A 19801-nucleotide genomic window follows, 5' to 3' on the forward strand; every position below is an offset into this window, starting at 1 on the left:
GACCATGGCAAAGAAACCCAAGAGCGCGGCCTTTATCAAGGACCCGCTCTGGTACAAAGATGCAGTGATCTATCAGGTCCATGTGAAGTCGTTTTACGATTCCAACAACGACGGCATCGGTGACTTTCCAGGGCTTATTTCCAAGCTGGATTACATCGCCGAACTGGGCGTGAACACCATCTGGTTGCTGCCGTTTTATCCGTCGCCGCGGCGTGATGACGGCTATGACATTGCTGAATACAAAGGGGTGCACAGTGATTACGGCACCATGGCTGACGCGAAGAAATTCATCGCCGAGGCGCATAAACGCGGCTTGCGGGTAATCACCGAACTGGTAATCAACCACACCTCGGATCAGCACCCGTGGTTTCAGAAGGCGCGAAAGGCCAAGAAGGGTTCCAAGGCACGAGACTTTTATGTCTGGTCTGATACGGACGACAAGTACGACGGCACGCGGATCATTTTTCTCGATACCGAGAAGTCCAACTGGACCTGGGATCCGGTCGCTGAGCAGTATTTCTGGCACCGTTTCTATTCCCACCAGCCGGATTTGAACTTCGATAACCCGCAGGTTATGGAAGCAGTGCTGGACGTGATGCGTTATTGGCTGGACATGGGTATTGATGGCCTGCGTCTGGATGCGATTCCGTACCTGATCGAACGCGATGGCACCAACAACGAAAATCTGCCTGAAACCCACACGGTGCTTAAGCAGATTCGTGCCGAGATTGACGCGAACTATCCGGATCGTATGCTCCTGGCAGAGGCCAACCAGTGGCCGGAAGACACCCAACTGTATTTTGGCGACACCAAGGGTGACAACGGCGACGAATGTCATATGGCGTTTCACTTCCCGTTGATGCCGCGCATGTACATGGCGCTGGCTCAGGAAGACCGCTTTCCGATTACAGATATTCTGCGCCAGACCCCGGAAATTCCGGCCAACTGCCAGTGGGCGATCTTCCTGCGCAACCACGATGAATTGACCCTGGAAATGGTCACCGATCGTGAGCGTGATTACCTGTGGAATTACTACGCCGCGGATCGTCGCGCCCGGATCAATCTGGGCATTCGTCGTCGTCTGGCGCCGTTGATGCAGCGTGATCGCCGCCGCGTTGAACTGCTCAATAGCATGCTGCTGTCGATGCCAGGTACGCCGACGTTGTACTACGGCGACGAGATTGGCATGGGCGACAACATCTACCTCGGTGACCGGGACGGGGTGCGCACGCCGATGCAGTGGACCATCGACCGCAATGGCGGCTTCTCGCGCGCCGATCCGGCGAGCCTGGTGCTGCCACCGATCATGGACCCGCTGTACGGCTTTCAGTCGGTCAACGTCGAGACCCAGAACAGTGATCCGCATTCGCTGCTGAACTGGAACCGGCGCATGTTGGCAGTGCGCAAACAGCAGAAGGCGTTCGGGCGCGGCGTGCTGAAAATGCTGTCGCCGAGTAACCGACGCATCCTGGCTTATACCCGTGAGTACACCGGAGCGGACGGCAAGACCGAGATCATTCTGTGCGTCGCCAACATGTCCAGCGCGTCCCAGGCGGCCGAGCTGGAGCTTTCTGCCTACGCGGGCACGGTGCCCGTGGAAATGCTCGGCGGCAGTGCCTTTCCGCCCATTGGTCAATTGAATTATCTGTTGACGTTGCCGCCTTACGGCTTCTATTGGTTCTTGCTGGCTGCAGAAAACCAGATGCCTTCCTGGCATGTGGAACCTGCGCAAAGCATCCCGGATTTCCCCACTATGGTCCTGAAAAAACGCCTCGAAGAATTGCTCGACGAACCTTTGCGCACGGTGATGGAACAGAATTCACTGGCGCAGTACCTGCCCAAGCGTCGCTGGTTTGCGGCCAAGGACAAAGCCATCGACAAAGTACACATCGCTTATGCGGTGCGTTTTGGCGACGCCGCGCATCCGGTGTTATTGAGCGAAATCGAAGTCACCGCGGGCGACCATCACGCACGTTACCAGTTGCCGTTTGGCATGCTGGCTGAAGACGATATCAGCAGCGCCTTGCCTCAGCAGTTGGCGCTGGCTCGCGTGCGTCGAGGTCGTCAGGTGGGTTTGGTCACCGATGCATTCACACTGGAAACCTTTATTCGTGCGGTGGTACACGGCATGCAAGTGCAGACCGTGCTGCCTAGCAGTGAAGGGGAGCTGCGTTTCGAGCACACCTCTCAACTGAAGCCGCTGGGTCTTGGCAGTGAATCTGAAGTTCGCTACCTGTCGGCCGAGCAGTCCAACAGTTCCGTGGTCGTCGGCAGCAGCCTGGTGCTGAAAATGATTCGCCGGGTCAACCCGGGTATCCATCCGGAGCTGGAGATGGGCGCCTACCTGACCCATGCCGGTTACAAATACATCTCGCCATTGCTGGGCTCCGTGGTGCGCATCGGCAACGATGGTCAGCATCACTTGCTGATGATTGCACAGGGTTATCTGAGCAACCAGGGCGATGCGTGGGAATGGACGCAGAACAATCTGGAACGGGCTGTTCGCGATGAGATGTCCCACGGTATTTCCGGCCAGGAGCAGCACTACAACGCGCTGCTGGAACTGGAGGATTTCGCGGGCAATCTCGGCAAGCGTCTGGGTGAGATGCACCAGGTTTTGGCGGCGTCCACCGACAACCCGGACTTTGCTGTGGAAGTCACCAGTGTCAAAGACAGCCAGGCTTCCGGTAAAAGCGTCACTGCTCAAATGGAACACGCGCTGAAGTTGCTGGAGCAGAACAAAGCGGCGCTGGAGCCTGTGGATCAGCAACTGGTCAGTGATTTGCTGACCAACCGCAAGAAGGTGCTGGCCCACGTGCAAGCGTTGGCCAAGCGTTCGGTGGGCGGTCTGCGCATCAGGGTTCACGGTGATCTGCACCTCGGGCAAGTATTGGTGGTCAAAGGCGACGCTTACCTGATCGATTTCGAAGGTGAGCCGGCGCGTTCTGTTCAGGAACGACGTGCCAAATACAGTCCGTTCAAGGATGTCAGCGGCGTGCTGCGTTCCTTTGATTACGCGGCGGCCATGGCCGTACGCAGCGCACAAAGCGTCGACACGTCGCCGGAGGCCGCTGAGGCGCGCCGCCGTGTGGCTGAAACTTATTTGAACCAGGCCCGTGCTGCCTTCATCGAAGGTTATGGTTCGGCCACTGCCGGACTGGCCCATGCCTGGAAAGACGCCAAGGGTGAAAAAGCAGCGCTTGAGTTGTTCACTCTGGAAAAAACCGCTTATGAAGTAGTCTACGAAGCTGAAAACCGCCCGACCTGGTTGTCCGTGCCGTTGCAAGGTTTGCGTGGTCTGCTCAATCTGTCTGATGGAGAGTCTTGATGAATGCGCCTGACAAAACTGGTGCGGGTCTGCAACTGATGCCCGCTGCCGTAGACATGGATGCATTGATCCGTGCCGAACACCGTGATCCTTTCTCGATCCTGGGCCCCCATGGCGATGGTGCCAACGGGCAGATCATCCGGGCTTATCTGCCTGCTGCGTTGAGCGTCACAGTCCTTGCCCGTGAAGGCGGGCATGAGCTGGGCGCGCTGGAAATGAGCGAGGTGCCGGGCTTTTTTGTCGGGCGCTTTCCTGACGTCCAGCCCTACCTGTTGAAGATCAACTGGGCGGGCGGTGAGCAGATCACTGAAGACCCTTACAGCTTTGGCCCGCTGCTGGGCGAGATGGACTTGTACCTGTTTGCCGAGGGTAATCACCGCGATCTGAGCAGTTGCCTGGGCGCACAGGTGACCACGGCCGAAGGCATTCAAGGGGTGCGTTTTTCGGTTTGGGCACCTAACGCCAGACGCGTCTCGGTGGTCGGCAGCTTCAACAATTGGGACGGTCGCCGTCACCCAATGCGCTTGCGCCATCCTACCGGCGTCTGGGAAGTGTTCGTTCCCCGACTGCAACCGGGTGAGCTCTACAAGTTCGAGATTCTGGGCGCTCACGGGATTCTGCCACTCAAGTCTGACCCAATGGCGTTGGCAACCACTCTGCCACCGGATACCGCGTCCAAAGTGTCGGCACCGCTGCACTTTGAATGGCACGACAACGACTGGCTGCAATCCCGTGGCGACCGTCACGGCGCCAACGCGCCGTTGTCGATCTACGAGCTGCACGCCGGTTCCTGGCAGATGGAGCAGAACGACGAAGGCCAATGGCGTCAGTACAACTGGCGTGAGCTGGCAGATCGCCTGATTCCGTATGTGAAGGAGCTGGGCTTCACGCATATCGAATTGATGCCGATCATGGAGCATCCGTTCGGTGGTTCGTGGGGCTATCAACTGCTGGCGCAATTTGCCCCGACGTCGCGCTACGGTTCGCCCGAAGATTTCGCTGCGTTCGTCGATGCCTGTCACCAGGCCGAGATCGGTGTGATCCTGGACTGGGTGCCTGCACACTTTCCTACCGACACCCACGGTCTGGCGCAATTTGACGGCACGGCACTGTATGAGTACGCCAACCCACAGGAAGGCTTCCATCAGGACTGGGACACGCTGATCTACAACCTGGGCCGCACCGAAGTGCACGGCTTCATGCTGGCGTCCGCACTGCACTGGCTCAAGCATTACCACATCGATGGTCTACGCGTGGATGCTGTGGCCTCGATGCTGTATCGCGATTATTCGCGTAAAGCCGGGGAGTGGGTGCCTAACCGTTTCGGGGGGCGTGAAAACCTCGAAGCTATTGATTTCCTGCGCCACCTCAATGACGTGGTCGCGCTGGAAGCACCGGGTACGCTGGTCATTGCCGAAGAATCCACCGCATGGCCAGGTGTCAGTCAGAGCACCCAACAGGGCGGTCTTGGCTTTGCCTACAAGTGGAACATGGGCTGGATGCACGACACGCTGCATTACATCCAGCAGGACCCGATCCATCGCGCCCATCACCACGGCGAGCTGAGCTTCGGTCTGATGTACGCCTGGTCGGAGAAATTCATCCTGCCGATTTCCCACGATGAAGTGGTACACGGCAAGCATTCGCTGATCGATAAAATGCCGGGTGATCGCTGGCAGAAATTCGCCAACCTGCGCGCTTATCTGACGTTCATGTGGACTCATCCGGGCAAGAAACTTTTGTTCATGGGCTGCGAGTTCGGTCAGTGGCGCGAATGGAACCACGACGAACAGCTGGACTGGTACTTGCTGCAGTACGCCGAGCACATTGGCGTGAAAAAGCTGGTGAGCGATCTTAACCGTGTGTACCGCGAAGAGAAGGCGCTGCACGAGCGTGATACCGAGCCAATGGGCTTCCAGTGGTTGATCGGCGATGACGCTGCCAATAGCGTGTTTGCGTACATGCGCTGGAGCAAGGAGGGCGAGCCGTTGCTGGTGGTTGCCAACCTGACACCGGTACCGCGTGAGGGTTATCGCGTGGGCGTGCCGTTCGGCGGCAACTGGACTGAGCTGCTCAATAGCGATGCTGAAATGTATGCAGGTTCGAACCTGGGTAATGGCGGCGGCGTGCACACGGACGAGGTCAAGAGCCATGGCCAGCCAGTGTCACTTTCGCTGAATCTTCCGCCGTTGGCGGTGTTGATTCTCAAGCCTAAGGCGAGTGAGGGGTAATCGCATAATCTGAAAGACCGCGCTGCCCTTATCATCGGCATGCCTCCCAGACCAAGCCCAGCTTTCACAGGAGATCCAGCCCTGTGGGAGCCGGGCTTGCCCGCGATGCAGACGCTGCGATTTTGCAGTTGAACCGAGTCGTCCATATCGCGGGCAAGCCCAGCTCCCACAGGGTTATGGGCTGGCTGCGCGATAGCGACCTCTGAAGTATGCCGTCGTTGGCCAACTTTGCCTCGGCAGGTGCTCGCTTTCACTTGTGGGAGCCGGGCTTGCCCGCGATGCAGACGCTGCGATGTTGCAGGTGAACCTAGTTGCCCATATCGCGGGCAAGCCCAGCTCCTATCAAACAAAATATAACTATCTGATTTAGAATGCTTTTTACTGTAGGAGTGAGCTTGCTCGCGATAGCTCCAGTGCAGGCAATATATTCATCGACTGACAGGCCGAATCGCGAGCAAGCTCACTCCTACAGGGTAGGTGTTTGCTGCGCGACAGCGTGGTGTCAGGGACACCGGGGCGACTCCCACAGAGTTATGGGCTGGCTGCACTACAACCTATTTTCAGACGTTGGCAGTTACAGATGCACTTCAACCGCTAAGGGAAGATGGTCAGAGAGGTGCGTCCAAGGCTTGTTACCTAGAATCCGCGGCTCATGACTGCTGGCATTGCGCAGGTAAACCCGGTCCAGACGCAGCATCGGGAAGCGTGCGGGATAGGATTTTGCCAGCGCGCCGTGATGGCGCTCGAACACTTCGTGCAAATACTCGCAACGCGCCAGGCGCTTGTTGCCGCGCAGTTGCCAATCATTGAAATCCCCCGCGATGATCACCGGCGCATGACTGGGCAGGGAATCCAACAACTTGCACAGCAGGTCGAGCTGCAATTGCCGATGACTTTCTAGAAGACTCAGGTGCACGCAGATCGCATGGACTTCATCGTGGCCGGGCACTTGCAACACGCAGTGCAGCAGGCCTCGGCGCTCGGGACCGGTGATGGAAATATCCAGATTGCGATGCTGCAGGATGGGGTATTTTGAGAGGATGGCGTTACCGTGGTGACCGTCGGGGTACACCGCGTTGCGGCCGTAAGCGAAGTCGCTCCACATACTGTCAGCGAGGAACTCGTAATGTGACGTTTCTGGCCAGTCAGCGTGTCGCGACGCGTGGCGCTCATGGCTACCCAGTACTTCCTGAAGAAACACCAGATCAGCACTGGTGCTGCGCACGGCTTCGCGTAGTTCGGGGAGGATGAAACGTCGATTGAGCGCAGTGAAGCCTTTGTGCGTATTCACCGTGAGCACGCGCAAGCGATGAATATCGGGAATATCACTCATGTCCATGATGTCGGCGCTTACGCCAGCTGGGTCAGGGGGCACGCGGATGCTCCTATAAACGGGGTATGTAGATCGGACTGGTGCGTGATGTTCCAGTTCATCTTTTTTATGCCCCGCTAACCCTGACCTGCGCGCGTCGCGACAGCAGTACCGTCAGGCCCAGCCCGCCAATTGAAAGCAGTGAAGCGAAGAAGAAAATCCACGAATAACCCAGCCCCAAAGCAATCGCGCCCATGATGGGCCCGGCGATGGCCAGCGCCAGATCAAAGAACACGGCGTAAGCACTCAGCCCGGCGCTACGGCTGCTGGACGGCACTTGCTTGATCGCTTCGACGCCCAGCGCCGGATAAACCAGCGATAGCCCGAGGCCGGTCAGACCGGCACCGGTCAAGGCGAATGTCGTGTTGGGCGACACCCAGAGCAGCACCAGTCCCAGAGTTTCGACGCCCATACATAGGATGGCCGAGGTGAAGCCGCCGAGTCGATTGATCGCGCCGATGAACAACAGCCGCGCGGCGATGAAGCACACACCGAATACACTCAGACACCAGGCTGCACCTTCCCATCCGCGGCTGACATAAAACAGGGTGATAAACGTAGTCATCGTGCCGTAGCCAATCGACGCCAGGGTCAGACTCAGCCCGTAAGGTGCAATCCGGCCAAACACCGACCAGAAGGGCAGCCGCTCGCCCTTGATCACGGGGGGCGCCGTTTGTTTACGAATGACCAGCAATGACAGGGAGGCCATCACCGTCAGCGCGATACCCAGGGTGAAGAAGCCCAGCTCATGGCTCATGAGGTAGCCCAACGGCGCGCCGATGGCGATGGCGCCGTAGGAGGCGATACCGTTCCAGGAAATCGCCCGTGCCGTATGCTCCGGACCCACCTTGCCGATGCACCAGCTGATGCTGCCCACGCCGATCAGGCCTTGCGAGACCCCCAGGAACAGCCGGGAGACGATCAGAATAGTCAGGCTGACTTCAGGCAGGTGTTCGAGCAGCGCTGCGGCCAGGGTCAAAACGCCGCTGATCGCGATACCGGACATGCCGTACACCACGGCGAGCTTGGTGCCGATGGTGTCGCATATCTTGCCTGCCGTTGGGCGGCTGAGCAGGGTGGCCAGGTATTGGGAGCCGATCACAAGGCCCGCAACGACTGCGCTGAAGCCTAGCTGGTCATGCACATAACCGGGCAACACCGCGATCGGCAAGCCGATACAGAGGAAGGCAACGAAGGTGTAGAAAACCACTGAAACGATTTGCAGGGTGATCGTCATGGAACTGGGCTGTGCAACGGGCGGCGGGGAGGCAGCAGACATTGGGCTCTTTCGCTGGCAGGCGGTAGGGAGTGACCACATCATGGCCTTGCACGCAAACAAATGAAAGCATGCTAACGATGTAAAGGCGCAACAATTTGTAAAACAGTAATTGCTGGAACTCTCAGGTGGTCATAGGATGACTGACCACAATCATAAAAACAAAGGATCCTCCTGTGAGCAAACCTCTTCTCATGGCTGCGGCCGTTATCTGCGGATTAAGCATGAACGCCAATGCGTCAACCTTCGCTTATATCTCAAGCCCTGTCGACGGAATGATTTCCCAATACAGTCTGGATGAAGCCAGCGGGAAGCTGAACCTGGTGGAGCAGACAAAGGCAGGAGACATGGTCAATCCAATGGCCATCAGTCCGGACGGGAAAGTGTTGTACGCCGCGTTGCGGGTCAAACCTTTTCAGGTAATGGGCTTCAGCATTGACCCCAAAAACGGGCACTTGACTGAACTGTCCCGGGGCCCGCTGGCTGAAAGTCTGGCTTATCTGTCGACTGATCGCAGCGGCCGCTTCCTGATGGGGGCTTCTTATGGGGCTGATGCCATTACCGTGCAGGCCATCGACGAAGCGAAAAAGCCTGACGAAAAAATTCAGACCTACAGAACCGGCCCGCATGCCCACTCGGTCCGAACCGATCCGAGCAACCGCTTTGCTTACGCCGGCAACCTCGGTGCTGATCACGTGCTGCAATACCGACTGGACGACAAGACCGGAGCGTTGACGCCGATAGGCACTGGTTTTGTCAGCGTGCCGGCCAAAACCGGCCCACGGCATCTGGCGTTCTCCAGCGACGGCAAGTTTCTGTTTGTCGATGGTGAGATGAGCGGCACCGTCACTGCGTTTTCCATTGACGACAAGACCGGCGCACTGACTCAAGTCGCCCAGGCCAGCGGCATTCCAGAGCGTCTGAAACTGGCCCATGGTGAAGTGCGCGATGCGAGCAACAACGACCTGAAGGATGACCCGACGCCACGCATCTGGGCGGCTGATCTGCGTTTGTCGCCAGACGGCAAGCTGCTGCTCATGACTGAGCGCACCACCAGTTCGGTATCGGCCTTCGCGGTCGATGGTGCAACCGGTGCACTGACCTTTCTCGATAACTACCCAGTGGAAGAGAAACAGCCACGTAACATTGCTTTCTCGCCAAACGGCAAGTGGTTACTGGTAACCGGTGAAAAAGCCGACAAGGTGGGCGTTTACGAGGTAGGCGACAAAGGCGCACTGAAGCGCGTCAGCGAAGCAGAGTCGGGCAAAGGCGCGTTGTGGATTGAAGTGCTGCAGATGAAGTAATGCGTAGCAGGAAATGAAAAAGCCCGGTCAGATTGACCGGGCTTTTTGCGTTTTGAGCTGTGTGCAAGCCCTCGGAACTGTAGTGCTATCCCGGTAGGAGCGAACTTGTTCGCGAAGCGCTATTCCAGTAACAGCCTTGCTGCCTGACACTCCGCCTCGCCAACAAGTTGGCTCCTACCGGTTTCGCAAGCTCAGAAATTAAGCAGCCTTATCAGAACACCACACCCTGGCTACGCAGGTAGTCATCGTAGGTGCCGCTGAAGTCGGTTACGCCGTCCGGGCTCAGCTCGATAATGCGGGTGGCCAGTGAGGAAACGAATTCACGGTCGTGGCTCACGAAGATCAACGTGCCCGGATAGTTTTCCAGCGCCAGGTTCAGCGCTTCAATGGATTCCATGTCCAGGTGGTTGGTCGGTTCGTCCATGATCAGTACGTTTGGCTTTTGCAGGATCAGCTTGCCGAACAACATACGGCCTTGCTCACCACCGGAAATCACCTTCACCGACTTCTGGATCTCGTCGTTGGAGAACAGCATGCGCCCCAAGGTCCCGCGGATCATCTGCTCGCCCTGAGTCCACTGGCCCATCCAGTCAAACAGCGTGACATCGTTTTCGAAGTCGTGAGCGTGATCCTGAGCGTAGTAACCAAGTTCTGCCGCGTCGGTCCACTTGATGCTACCGGCGTCCGGAGTCAGCTCGCTGACCAGGGTGCGAAGCAGGGTGGTCTTGCCGATACCGTTCGGGCCGATGATCGCCACGCGTTCGCCAGCTTCAACCTGGAAGCTGAAGTCCTTGAACAGAGGCTTGCCGTCGAAGCCTTTAGCCATGCGCTCGACGATGACCGCCTGACGGTGCAGCTTCTTGGTTTGTTCGAAACGAATGAACGGGCTGACACGGCTCGAAGGCTTGACTTCGGCCAGCTGGATCTTGTCGATTGCCTTGGCGCGGGAGGTGGCCTGCTTGGCTTTCGAGGCGTTCGCCGAGAAGCGGCTGACGAACGATTGCAACTCGGAAATCTGTGCTTTCTTCTTGGCGTTGTCTGACAGCAGTTGCTCGCGGGACTGGGTCGCCACGGTCATGTACTCGTCGTAGTTGCCCGGGAACAGGCGCAGCTCGCCGTAATCCAGGTCAGCCATGTGGGTGCACACGCTGTTCAGGAAGTGACGGTCGTGAGAGATGATGATCATCAGGCTGTTACGCTGGGTCAGGATGTTTTCCAGCCAGCGAATGGTGTTGATGTCCAGGTGGTTGGTCGGTTCGTCGAGCAACAGCACTTCAGGATCGGAGAACAGTGCCTGAGCCAGCAGCACGCGCAGTTTCCAGCCCGGCGAAACTTCGCTCATCGGGCCGTTGTGCTGCTCGATGCCGATACCCAGACCCAGCAGCAATTCACCGGCTCGGGATTCGGCGGTATAGCCGTCCATTTCCGCGAATTCGGTTTCCAGTTCGGCGACAGCCATGCCGTCTTCTTCGGTCATTTCCGGCATCGAGTAGATGCGGTCACGCTCTGCCTTGACCTTCCACAGCTCTTCGTGGCCCATGATCACGGTATCGATCACGGTAAATTCTTCGTAGGCGAACTGGTCCTGACGCAATTTACCCAGACGCACATTCGGCTCGAGCATCACTTGCCCACCAGAAGGCTCCAGATCGCCGCCCAGGATCTTCATGAAGGTGGATTTACCGCAGCCGTTGGCGCCGATGAGGCCGTAACGGTTACCGGCACCAAACTTGACCGAGACGTTCTCGAACAAGGGTTTGGCGCCGAACTGCATGGTGATATTCGCTGTGGAGATCAATTACCTTACCTTTCAATAGCTTGGAGTTGGCTGGGTGCAGCCGGTACCGATTTGATGCCCGTTTCCGTCTTTGCCCTGGCGATTTTTATCACGGGCCGAGGCCATTCTTTGGGCCATATCTAGCCAGCATCTGCGACGTAAAGAGTCGGATGACTGGAAATGAATGCGGGATTCATGCCGAATTTGGCGCGCATTGTCGCATAGAGTGAGTGGCAGTTGTATGGCAAGCCGGATTAATCATCCATCGCGCTCACTGCGGGTAGGAGCGAACTTGTTCGCGAGGCGGCGTACCGGGTACACCGGCAAGTGAACGGCTAGAGGACGCAGAGCGCAAGCAGCAAATTTGCAGTGCTCACGGACTGAACTGCCGCTTTCCCGGAGATGTCTAGTAACCATCGCTTCCACATTCGGAAGCTGTCCCTGGAGTACAGCCCGTGAATATTTTTGAAGCCTTGAGAGAAAGCCATGACCGTCAGCGTAACTATGCCGACATTCTGGTCAAGACCAGCGGTGATAACGCTGAGCGCGTTGAAGCCTACAAACAGCTGAAAGCTGAACTTCAGGCCCATGAAACCGCCGAAGAGCGCTTCTTTTATATCCCTCTGATGGAACACGATAACGGCGTGGACCTGAGTCGCCACGCGATCTCGGAGCATCACGAGATGGACGAGATGATGGAAACGCTGGATGAGACCGAGATGTCCAGCCCCGCTTGGCTGGCTACTGCCAAGAAGCTGTCCGAGAAGGTTCACCATCACCTGAAAGAAGAAGAGCAGAAGTTCTTTCAGATGGCGGGTAAGCTACTCGACGAGAAGCAGAAAGAATCCCTGGCTGGCAAGTACGTCAAGGAATACGAAGAGCAGCTTACCGAAGCGTGAAAACCGGGGCGGGGCGCATGTCTTGTTCATGCGCTTTGCCGGGCGGTGTAGAATCCGCTTTTTTCGCGTTCAAGGAATGTCATGAAATTTCTGATTTCGGCAGTCGCTCTGACGGTGTTGGCAGGTTGCACCTCGCCATCCAATCAGGCTCGGGCTGTTGGCCCTTACAAGACGTATTCGAGTCAGAAAACTGCGGCTGTGGTTGCGCAGTGCATTGAGTATTCGTGGCAGGACGAAGCTCTGATGGGGGCTGAAGCCGATGCTTTCATGCAATCCAGTGAAAAGGGCTTCACTGTTTACAACACGGGCGCGGAGTTCTTCGCGGATGTCCAGCCTCAAGGCGGTGCAAGTGCGATTCAGTATTACGCGCCGTCTTCAAATCTTGCGACTGAGCGTCGTGGTGCTGCTCTGGCGACTTGTTTGTAAGCATTGACCCAACGTGCAGCGCAAAAAAAGCCCGGCTTCAATAGCCGGGCTTTTTCACGCTCGCACCGATCAATTGTCGGGGGAGCCAGCAGCACCGCCACCGGTGCCGTTAGGGCCGTTCTTGCCAGGACCGCCAGTTTTGCCAACAGCACTGCCAGTGGTGCCGCCATCAGTTGACTTGCCTGCGCCTGAACCTGTGGCTCGACCATTTGCGTCAGCGCTTTTGGTGCTGCCCGACGCCGGTGCTGGGTGAGTACCAGGCGGCACTGCCGAACCAGTCTGGACGCCACCAGTTTCAGGTTTTACCGGACCTGTGCTGGAGGAAGCTGCAAATGCGGAACCAAACGAAAGTGAAAGCAGGCCTGCGAGCAAAAAGTTAGTCGTCTTTGACTTCATCATGGTACGTCTCCAATTTATGAGCGTTACCTGATATTGGTCAGCCACGCCCTCGCAAGAGTGCCCTTGATGGCGACGAACGGTCACATCGCGCTGATCAGGTTCAAGGTTCCAGCTTGTTCAACTCGCAATATTCCAACCAGTCCATACCGGCCATCTGCGCCACTTCCTTATGGACCTCACGCCGCTGGCTTTGATATTCCTCAGGGTTGGCAGCGGTCAGTTGCAATGTCAGCTCCCAGGCAAACAGACCCTGGCGTTCAGCCTCGGCCTCGAAGGCCTCATGCAAACACTCTTCGCGGTATTGCTCACGTGTCAGACCAGCAGCCTGCGCGGCCAGTGGGTTGAGCTTTTCCAGTTCCTGCTGCAATTCAGGATGCTGAGACAGGAAAGTTTCCAGCGCTAATGTGTGGGGATGTTCTGCTGTAGCCATTGGATCTCCGTAGTGTATTTCCAGGCATGTCATCAAACAGACCGTCACTGATGATACTCGTTGGTTTTTTTCCATCCAGTGCTGTGGCACACTCAAAACATATTTCCGCTATTTCAGATAGTGTTCCGATATAGCGGAAAGACCAACGACTTTATTTGCATTAAAACGCAGTCCCTGTAGGAGCTCAGCGAGGTTACGAGGCCAGCGATGACGGTGTGTCAGACATACCTTGATCGCTGGCCTCGTAACCTCGCTGAGCTCCTACAGGATTCGGTTTAATTCGGATTGTATTTTTTACAGGAGACCTTCATGAGCATCACTCGTTATGGCGCAGGTAGCGTCGCTGGGGGCGGGCAGCCGCGTCCTTTCGCTCGTGCTGTTGAAGCCGACGGCTGGCTCCATGTGTCGGGCCAGGTGCCCGCAGAAAACGGCGAAATCATTGTAGGCGGCATCGTTGAGCAGACGCACAAGACCCTGCAAAACCTGGTCGCGATCCTCACTGAAGCGGGCTATGGTCTTGAAGATGTGGTCCGGGTTGGCGTCTGGCTTGAAGATCCGCGGGATTTCTGGAGTTTCAACAAAGTGTTCGGTGAATACTTCACACCCGAACATGCCCCGGCGCGTGCCTGCGTGCAGGCAAGCATGATGGTTGACTGCAAGGTCGAGATTGACTGCGTGGCGTACAAGAAAAAGGCCTGATCTAGAGGAGCTATCCCGGTGTCCATGACACCGCGCTATCTCGCGGCAAATATTGAATGGGTAGGAGCTGCCGAAGGCTGCGATGGCGGTGTCAGGGTGAACGCTTCGCAGCCTTCGGCAGCTCCTACATAAGTACGCAAGGGTTTCCAGACATGACCGAAGACACCATCAAACGCCGGGCCCGCGGGCTCGATCGGGCGTTCGATATCCTCGACTTTCTCAAGGAGCAGGGCAAGCCCATGCGCCCCAACGAGATCGCCAACGGTATCGGCGGCCCCAAATCGACGGTTTATGAACTGGTCGGTTCGCTGCTGGAGCGACGCATCCTGGAGTCCGTGGGCAAGGATGGGCATGTCTACCTGGGGCGTCAGTTGTACTTTCTCGGTCAGGCTCACTTGCGTCATTTCGACTTCACCCGCGAGGCGCAAGTCTGCCTGGGCGATGTCGTCAGCCAGACCCGCGAAACCGCGCAGATGTGTCTGCTCAATGGCCGCAAGTACACCGTCGCGTTAATGAAAGAGGGTGAGCGACACTTCCGCATTTCCTCCAACATCGGCGAAAACGCGCCGATTCCGTGGACGGCTTCCGGGCGTTTGCTCCTGTGCCACCTGAGCGATCAGGAAATCGTCGACCTGATCGATGCCGACGACTTCGTGTTGCCCGACGGTCAGCTTCTGCCGATTGAGACCTTCCTTGGCGAAATCCGCAAGGCGGGTGAGGAGGGCTTCTTTTCCTTCGACAGCGTTGCTGACACCTTCACCCATTGTTTCGCTGCGCCAGTCAAAGACGAACATGGCGTGTGCATTGCAACGCTGTGCATCGTTGCTCCGCGAGCCGATGCAAAAAAACACTATGCCGACTACCGCAGAGTGCTGATCGAGAGTGCCAACGGGCTAGCGGCTCGCATCAATGATTAACATCCGGGAGACCACCATGACTATTGCAGCTGTAGAAAAGGGCGCCGCCGCTCCAGGCGATCATCTGGTGCGTGATGTAAGTTTGCCCGCGCTGGTGATCCATCGTCAGGCGCTGGATCACAACATCCGGTGGATGCAGGCGTTCGTCACTAACAGCGGCGCTGAACTGGCGCCCCACGGCAAAACCAGCATGGTTCCGGCGCTGTTTCGGCGGCAACTGGAAGAGGGCGCCTGGGGGCTGACGCTGGCTACGGCGGTTCAGACCCGGGCTGCCTATGCACACGGGGTTCGTCGGGTCTTGATGGCCAACCAATTGGTCGGCAATGCAAACATGGCGTTGATCGCCGAGATGCTCGGGGACTCTATGTTCGACTTCCATTGCATGGTCGACCATCCGGATAACGTGGCGGCACTGGGCGAATTTTTTGCGGCCCGCGGTTTGCGCCTGAACGTGATGATCGAATACGGCGTAGTGGGGGGGCGTTGCGGTTGCCGTACCGAGCAACAAGTCCTGGAACTGGCCGAGGCGATCGCCGCACAACCGGCCCTGGCGCTAACAGGCATTGAAGGCTACGAAGGCGTGATTCACGGCGATCAGGCTGAAAGCGGCATTCGTGCTTTCGCGGCCTCGCTGGTGCGTCTGGCGGTGGATCTGCAGGATCGTGGAGCATTTGCGCTGGAGCGGCCCATCGTCACAGCGTCGGGTTCGGCCTGGTACGACTTGATCGCCGAAGCTTTCGACGAGCGTCAGGTGCGTGAGCGATTCCTCGGTGTTTTGCGTCCCGGCAGCTATGTCGTGCATGACCACGGCATCTATAAGGACGCGCAATGCTGTGTGCTGGATCGCCGCAGTGATTTGCACGAAGGCCTGCGCCCCGCAATGGAAGTCTGGGCTCACGTGCAATCGATGCCAGAGCCTGGCTTCGCCGTGATTGCCATGGGCAAACGCGATGTTGCCTATGACGCGGGCTTGCCAAGTCCATTGCTCTGCTACAAGCCCGGTGTTGTACCGGCGCAAGGCGTGGACGTCAGCGCCTGCAAGGTGACAGCCGTGATGGATCAACACGCATTCATGACCGTCGCGCCGGGATGTGAGCTAAAAGTCGGCGACATCATTGCGTTCGGTTCCTCCCACCCGTGCCTTACGTTCGACAAGTGGCGCAGTGGCTGTCTGGTGGATGAAAACCTGCAAGTCATTGAAAGTTTCGACACGTATTTCTAGTTCGGGAGTCGCACTCAATGAGTGAGCTGATCAGCCATAGTCACCCACGGATCGCCCTGATCGGCGAATGCATGATCGAGCTGCAACAGCATGCCAGCGGCGCACTGCAACAGAGCTTCGGCGGCGATACGCTCAACACGGCGGTTTATATGACCCGCCAATTGGGCAGCAGCGCACAGGTGGATTATGTCACCGCGCTGGGCGATGACAGTTTCAGTGATGCAATGTGCCAAGGCTGGGCGCAGGAGGGCATTGGGCTGAGCAAGGTGCAGCGTCTGTCTGGGCGGTTACCAGGGTTGTACTGCATTCAGACTGACGCCAGTGGCGAGCGTCGTTTCCTGTATTGGCGCAACGAAGCTGCGGTGCGTGACTGTTTCAACACTCCGGACGCTGAAAAGATTCTTGGGGCATTGCCGGACTATGACCTTCTTTACCTGAGCGGGATCACTTTGGCGGTGCTGGGCGAGCAGGGGCGGCAACGTCTGTTCTCAGCGCTGGCTCAAGCGCGTGCTTCAGGTGCCAGGGTGGCCTTCGACAACAATTACCGGCCACGTCTCTGGGCATCGGGTGAACAGGCACGCGAGGCGTATCGTGCGTGTCTGGCCCACGTCGACGTGGCGTTGCTTACCGAGGACGACGAGCAGGCACTGTTTGGCTATACCGACAGCGAGCAATTGTTGAGCGCCTACCGCGAACTGGGCATCAGCGAAGTCGTCGTCAAGCGAGGCTCGCAGAGCTGTCTTGTTGAGTCGGGCGGTGAACGCTTTGAAATTCCTGCTCGACGTGTTGAGCGAGTGATCGACAGCACTGCGGCGGGTGATTCGTTCAGTGCGGCTTATCTGTCAATGCGCCTGCGAGGCGGCAGCCCGGTGCAGGCCGCCGAAGCCGGACATCGTCTGGCGAGTGTGGTGATTCAGCATCCGGGGGCTTTGATTCCCAGGAGTGTGATGCCGGGGTTGTAGGTGATTCCGCTGTCGCGTCTTGTGCAACCTGTGGGAGCCGAGCTGCTCGCGATAAAGTGCCTGATAAATGCAGCGCCCTTATCGCGAGCAAGCTCGGCTCCCACAGGAAAGCATTTCTGTCCTGATGCTTGTGAGGATTTAAAAAAACTCAATCCCGATAAAACACCTGAACCAGGTGATAACCAAACTTGCTCTTGATCGGGCCATGCACCGTGCGCAGCGGCTTTTTGAAGATCACCTGATCAATCGCGCCCACCATCTGCCCAGGGCGGACTTCGCCCAGGTCGCCACCGCGTTTGCCCGAGGGGCAGGTCGAGTGCTTCTTGGCCAACACATCAAATGCTTCGCCCTTGGCGATGCGCTGTTTGAGTTGTTCGGCCTCTTCGGCGGTTTTCACCAGAATGTGGCGTGCTTGGGCTTTCATGGGGCAGGGGCCTGAAGAAAAAACGGCGGGTATTATCACACAGCAGGCAGACCTTGTTTCCAGGTACTGCCCCTAATGACAAAAAATACGCGCTCTGTTGCACAAGCAGCCTGATCAATCATTGCGTACCGAGGTGTTCTACCGCCAAGCTATGCGCACTCATCCCGGATCGTGATCCGGTTGAACGTCGCACGAGAGGCGGCCTCTTTCAGTCAAATCATTTGTGCGGTGTTGCTTATGGATTTCCCGGCGTTGTTGAAGACTCTGGCCAGTCAGGATGGATCGGACCTTTATCTTTCTACTGGGGCACCGCCCTGCGCCAAGTTCAATGGCGTGCTCAAGCCGTTGGGCACTGAGTCCCTCAAGCCTGGTCAGGTGGCTCTGGTTGCCGACGGGTTGATGGATGCCGAGCAGAAGCGGGATTTCCATCGAGATCTTGAGATGAACCTCGCGGTGTCCATGGCAGGGATCGGGCGTTTCCGTATCAATATCTTCATGCAGCGCAACGAAGTATCGATCGTGGCGCGAAACATCAAGCTGGATATCCCGCGCTTCGAAGACCTGCACCTTCCTCCGGTGCTGCTCGACGTGATCATGGAGAAGCATGGCCTGGTGCTGTTTGTGGGCGCGACCGGTTCAGGCAAATCCACCTCACTGGCGGCGCTGATCGATCATCGCAACCGCAATGCCAGCGGGCACATCATTACCATTGAAGACCCGGTGGAATTCATTCACCGGCACAAGAAGTCGATCGTCAACCAGCGCGAGGTCGGGGTTGATACCCGCAGTTTTCGCGCCGCGTTGAAGAACACTCTGCGCCAGGCACCGGATGTCATCCTGATCGGTGAAATCCGCGATCGGGAAACCATGGAACATGCGCTGGCCTTCGCCGATACCGGACACTTGTGCCTTTCCACACTGCACGCCAACAACGCCAATCAGGCGCTGGACCGAATTATCAACTTCTTCCCGGAAGAACGACGCCAGCAACTGCTGCAGGACTTGGGCAACAACCTCAAAGCGTTCGTTTCCCAGCGTCTGGTCAAGACTCTGGATGGCAACCGCAGGGCGGCCGTGGAGGTCATGATGGGCACGCCGACCATTCGCGACCTGATTCAGCGCAATGAGTTGACTGAACTCAAAGGCATCATGGAAAAGTCCGGAAATCTCGGTATGCAGACCTTCGACAGCGCGCTGTTCGATCTGGCCGTAGCTGGTGTGATCAGCGAAGAGGAAGCGCTCAAATACGCCGATTCCCAGAACAACCTCCGCCTGCGCCTCAAGCTGCATGGTGAAGGCGTGACGGCCAACCCCATCGCCGCGCCGAGCGCTCCTGTCGGTACCTCCAGCGTGAACGTGTCGGATTGGGGGTTGGTGGATGAGCGCGATGAGGGTGGGCAGAACTGATTTAATACCGGGCAAGCCCAGCTCCCACAGGGTTATGTGCTGGCAGAGAGATAGCTTCTCTGAAGTCAACTGTCGCGGCCAGCGTTGCTTTGACAGGCGATCGTTTTCTCCTGTGGGCGCCGGGCTCGCCCGCGATGCAGACGCCGCGATTTTGCAGTGGAACCGAGTTGCCTTTATCGCGGGCAAGCCTAGCTCCCACAGGGTTATGTGCTGGCAGCGAGATAGCTTCTCTGAAGTCAACTGTCGCGGCCAGCGTTGCTTTGACAAGCGATCGTTTTCTCCTGTGGGAGCCGGGCTTGCCCGCGATGCAGACGCCGCGATTTTGCAGTGGAACCGAGTTGCCTTTATCGCGGGCAAGCCCAGCTCCCACAGGGTTGTGTGCTGGCAGCGAGATAGCTTCTCTGAAGTCAGCTGTCGCGGCCAGCGTTGCTTTGACAGGCGATCATTTTCTCCTGTGGGAGGCGGGCTTGCCCGCGATGCAGACGCCGCGACTCTGCCGTTGAACCGAGTTGATTTTATCGCGGGCAAGCCCAGCTCCCACAGGGTTGTGTGCTGGCAGCGCGATAGCTTCTCTGAAGTCAACTGTCGCGGCTAGCGTTGCTTTGACAGGGGATCGTTTACTCCTGTGGGAGCCGGGCTTGACCGCGATGCAGACGCCGCGATTTTGCAGTGGAACCGAGTTGCCTTTATCGCGGGCAAGCCCAGCTCCCACAGGGTTATGTGCTGGC

Annotated in this window: 16 protein-coding genes; 10 read left to right on the forward strand and 6 right to left on the reverse strand. The window is 57.5% G+C overall.

Translation table 11 applies throughout. The features are described from left to right. Positions 1-4 precede the first annotated feature (4 nt). Positions 5-3328 (forward strand): maltose alpha-D-glucosyltransferase, encoded by a 3324-nt coding sequence (gene treS, locus KDX30_RS22780; protein ID WP_231677569.1) that lies wholly within the window; start codon positions 5-7, stop codon positions 3326-3328. After that, positions 3328-5559: a 1,4-alpha-glucan branching protein GlgB gene (glgB, locus tag KDX30_RS22785; protein WP_231677570.1), complete on the forward strand. Its 2232-nt coding sequence runs from the start codon at positions 3328-3330 to the stop codon at positions 5557-5559. The genes treS and glgB overlap by 1 nt, the downstream gene beginning before the upstream one ends. 574 nt (positions 5560-6133) lie before the next feature. Here the strand turns inward: glgB and KDX30_RS22790 are convergent. Both KDX30_RS22790 and KDX30_RS22795 read right to left on the reverse strand, forming a co-directional pair. Then, a complete protein-coding gene (locus tag KDX30_RS22790; RefSeq protein ID WP_049827046.1) occupies positions 6134-6892 on the reverse strand; it encodes an endonuclease/exonuclease/phosphatase family protein in 759 nt (252 codons plus the stop codon). A 106-nt stretch (positions 6893-6998) separates the two neighbouring features. Further along, the gene (locus KDX30_RS22795) at positions 6999-8210 is read right to left on the reverse strand and encodes an MFS transporter (protein ID WP_231677571.1); all 1212 of its coding nucleotides are present in this window, start codon (positions 8208-8210) and stop codon (positions 6999-7001) included. Positions 8211-8383: 173 nt separating this feature from the next. On the opposite strand from KDX30_RS22795, the gene KDX30_RS22800 reads away from it, so the two are divergent. Beyond that, positions 8384-9511, forward strand: coding sequence for a lactonase family protein (locus tag KDX30_RS22800; protein WP_231677572.1), 1128 nt, complete (start codon positions 8384-8386; stop codon positions 9509-9511). Between the two features lie 211 nt (positions 9512-9722). Here KDX30_RS22800 and KDX30_RS22805 read toward each other — a convergent pair whose 3' ends face one another. Continuing rightward, a complete protein-coding gene (locus tag KDX30_RS22805; RefSeq protein WP_099268846.1) occupies positions 9723-11309 on the reverse strand; it encodes an ABC-F family ATPase in 1587 nt (528 codons plus the stop codon). 434 nt (positions 11310-11743) lie between these two features. Between KDX30_RS22805 and KDX30_RS22810 the strand changes: the two genes are divergently transcribed. Then, the gene (locus KDX30_RS22810) at positions 11744-12187 is read left to right on the forward strand and encodes a hemerythrin domain-containing protein (RefSeq protein WP_099268926.1); all 444 of its coding nucleotides are present in this window, start codon (positions 11744-11746) and stop codon (positions 12185-12187) included. A gap of 81 nt (positions 12188-12268) precedes the next feature. Further along, positions 12269-12613, forward strand: coding sequence for a 2-oxoacid ferredoxin oxidoreductase (locus KDX30_RS22815; RefSeq protein ID WP_231677573.1), 345 nt, complete (start codon positions 12269-12271; stop codon positions 12611-12613). A gap of 69 nt (positions 12614-12682) precedes the next feature. Here the strand turns inward: KDX30_RS22815 and KDX30_RS22820 are convergent, their stop codons facing one another. Both KDX30_RS22820 and KDX30_RS22825 read right to left on the reverse strand, forming a co-directional pair. Further along, positions 12683-13012, reverse strand: coding sequence for a hypothetical protein (locus tag KDX30_RS22820; protein ID WP_049826835.1), 330 nt, complete (start codon positions 13010-13012; stop codon positions 12683-12685). Between the two features lie 100 nt (positions 13013-13112). After that, positions 13113-13442 carry a DUF6388 family protein gene (locus KDX30_RS22825; protein WP_231677574.1) on the reverse strand — a complete coding sequence of 110 codons (330 nt, stop codon included), beginning with the start codon at positions 13440-13442 and terminating at the stop codon, positions 13113-13115. Between the two features lie 309 nt (positions 13443-13751). On the opposite strand from KDX30_RS22825, the gene KDX30_RS22830 reads away from it, so the two are divergent. The 4 genes from KDX30_RS22830 (at position 13752) to KDX30_RS22845 (ending at position 17242) form a co-directional block, all read left to right on the forward strand. After that, positions 13752-14141 carry a RidA family protein gene (locus KDX30_RS22830; protein WP_027899441.1) on the forward strand — a complete coding sequence of 130 codons (390 nt, stop codon included), beginning with the start codon at positions 13752-13754 and terminating at the stop codon, positions 14139-14141. A gap of 152 nt (positions 14142-14293) precedes the next feature. Further along, the gene (locus tag KDX30_RS22835; protein ID WP_231677575.1) at positions 14294-15058 is read left to right on the forward strand and encodes an IclR family transcriptional regulator; all 765 of its coding nucleotides are present in this window, start codon (positions 14294-14296) and stop codon (positions 15056-15058) included. A 16-nt stretch (positions 15059-15074) separates the two neighbouring features. Next, positions 15075-16280, forward strand: a complete 1206-nt coding sequence (locus KDX30_RS22840) for an amino acid deaminase (RefSeq protein ID WP_231677576.1) — start codon at positions 15075-15077, stop codon at positions 16278-16280. Positions 16281-16297: 17 nt separating this feature from the next. Beyond that, complete coding sequence (locus KDX30_RS22845; protein WP_231677577.1) at positions 16298-17242, forward strand: 2-dehydro-3-deoxygluconokinase; 945 nt, start codon at positions 16298-16300, stop codon at positions 17240-17242. Between the two features lie 148 nt (positions 17243-17390). Here the strand turns inward: KDX30_RS22845 and KDX30_RS22850 are convergent, their stop codons facing one another. Beyond that, positions 17391-17666 (reverse strand): peptidylprolyl isomerase, encoded by a 276-nt coding sequence (locus KDX30_RS22850; RefSeq protein ID WP_017133756.1) that lies wholly within the window; start codon positions 17664-17666, stop codon positions 17391-17393. A 237-nt stretch (positions 17667-17903) separates the two neighbouring features. Here KDX30_RS22850 and KDX30_RS22855 point away from each other — a divergent pair, with 237 nt between their 5' ends. Continuing rightward, the gene (locus KDX30_RS22855) at positions 17904-19073 is read left to right on the forward strand and encodes a PilT/PilU family type 4a pilus ATPase (protein WP_231677578.1); all 1170 of its coding nucleotides are present in this window, start codon (positions 17904-17906) and stop codon (positions 19071-19073) included. The last annotated feature ends 728 nt before the right edge of the window (positions 19074-19801 follow it).

Source organism: Pseudomonas quasicaspiana, from assembly GCF_021147825.1.
Taxonomy (GTDB): Bacteria; Pseudomonadota; Gammaproteobacteria; order Pseudomonadales; family Pseudomonadaceae; genus Aquipseudomonas; species Aquipseudomonas quasicaspiana.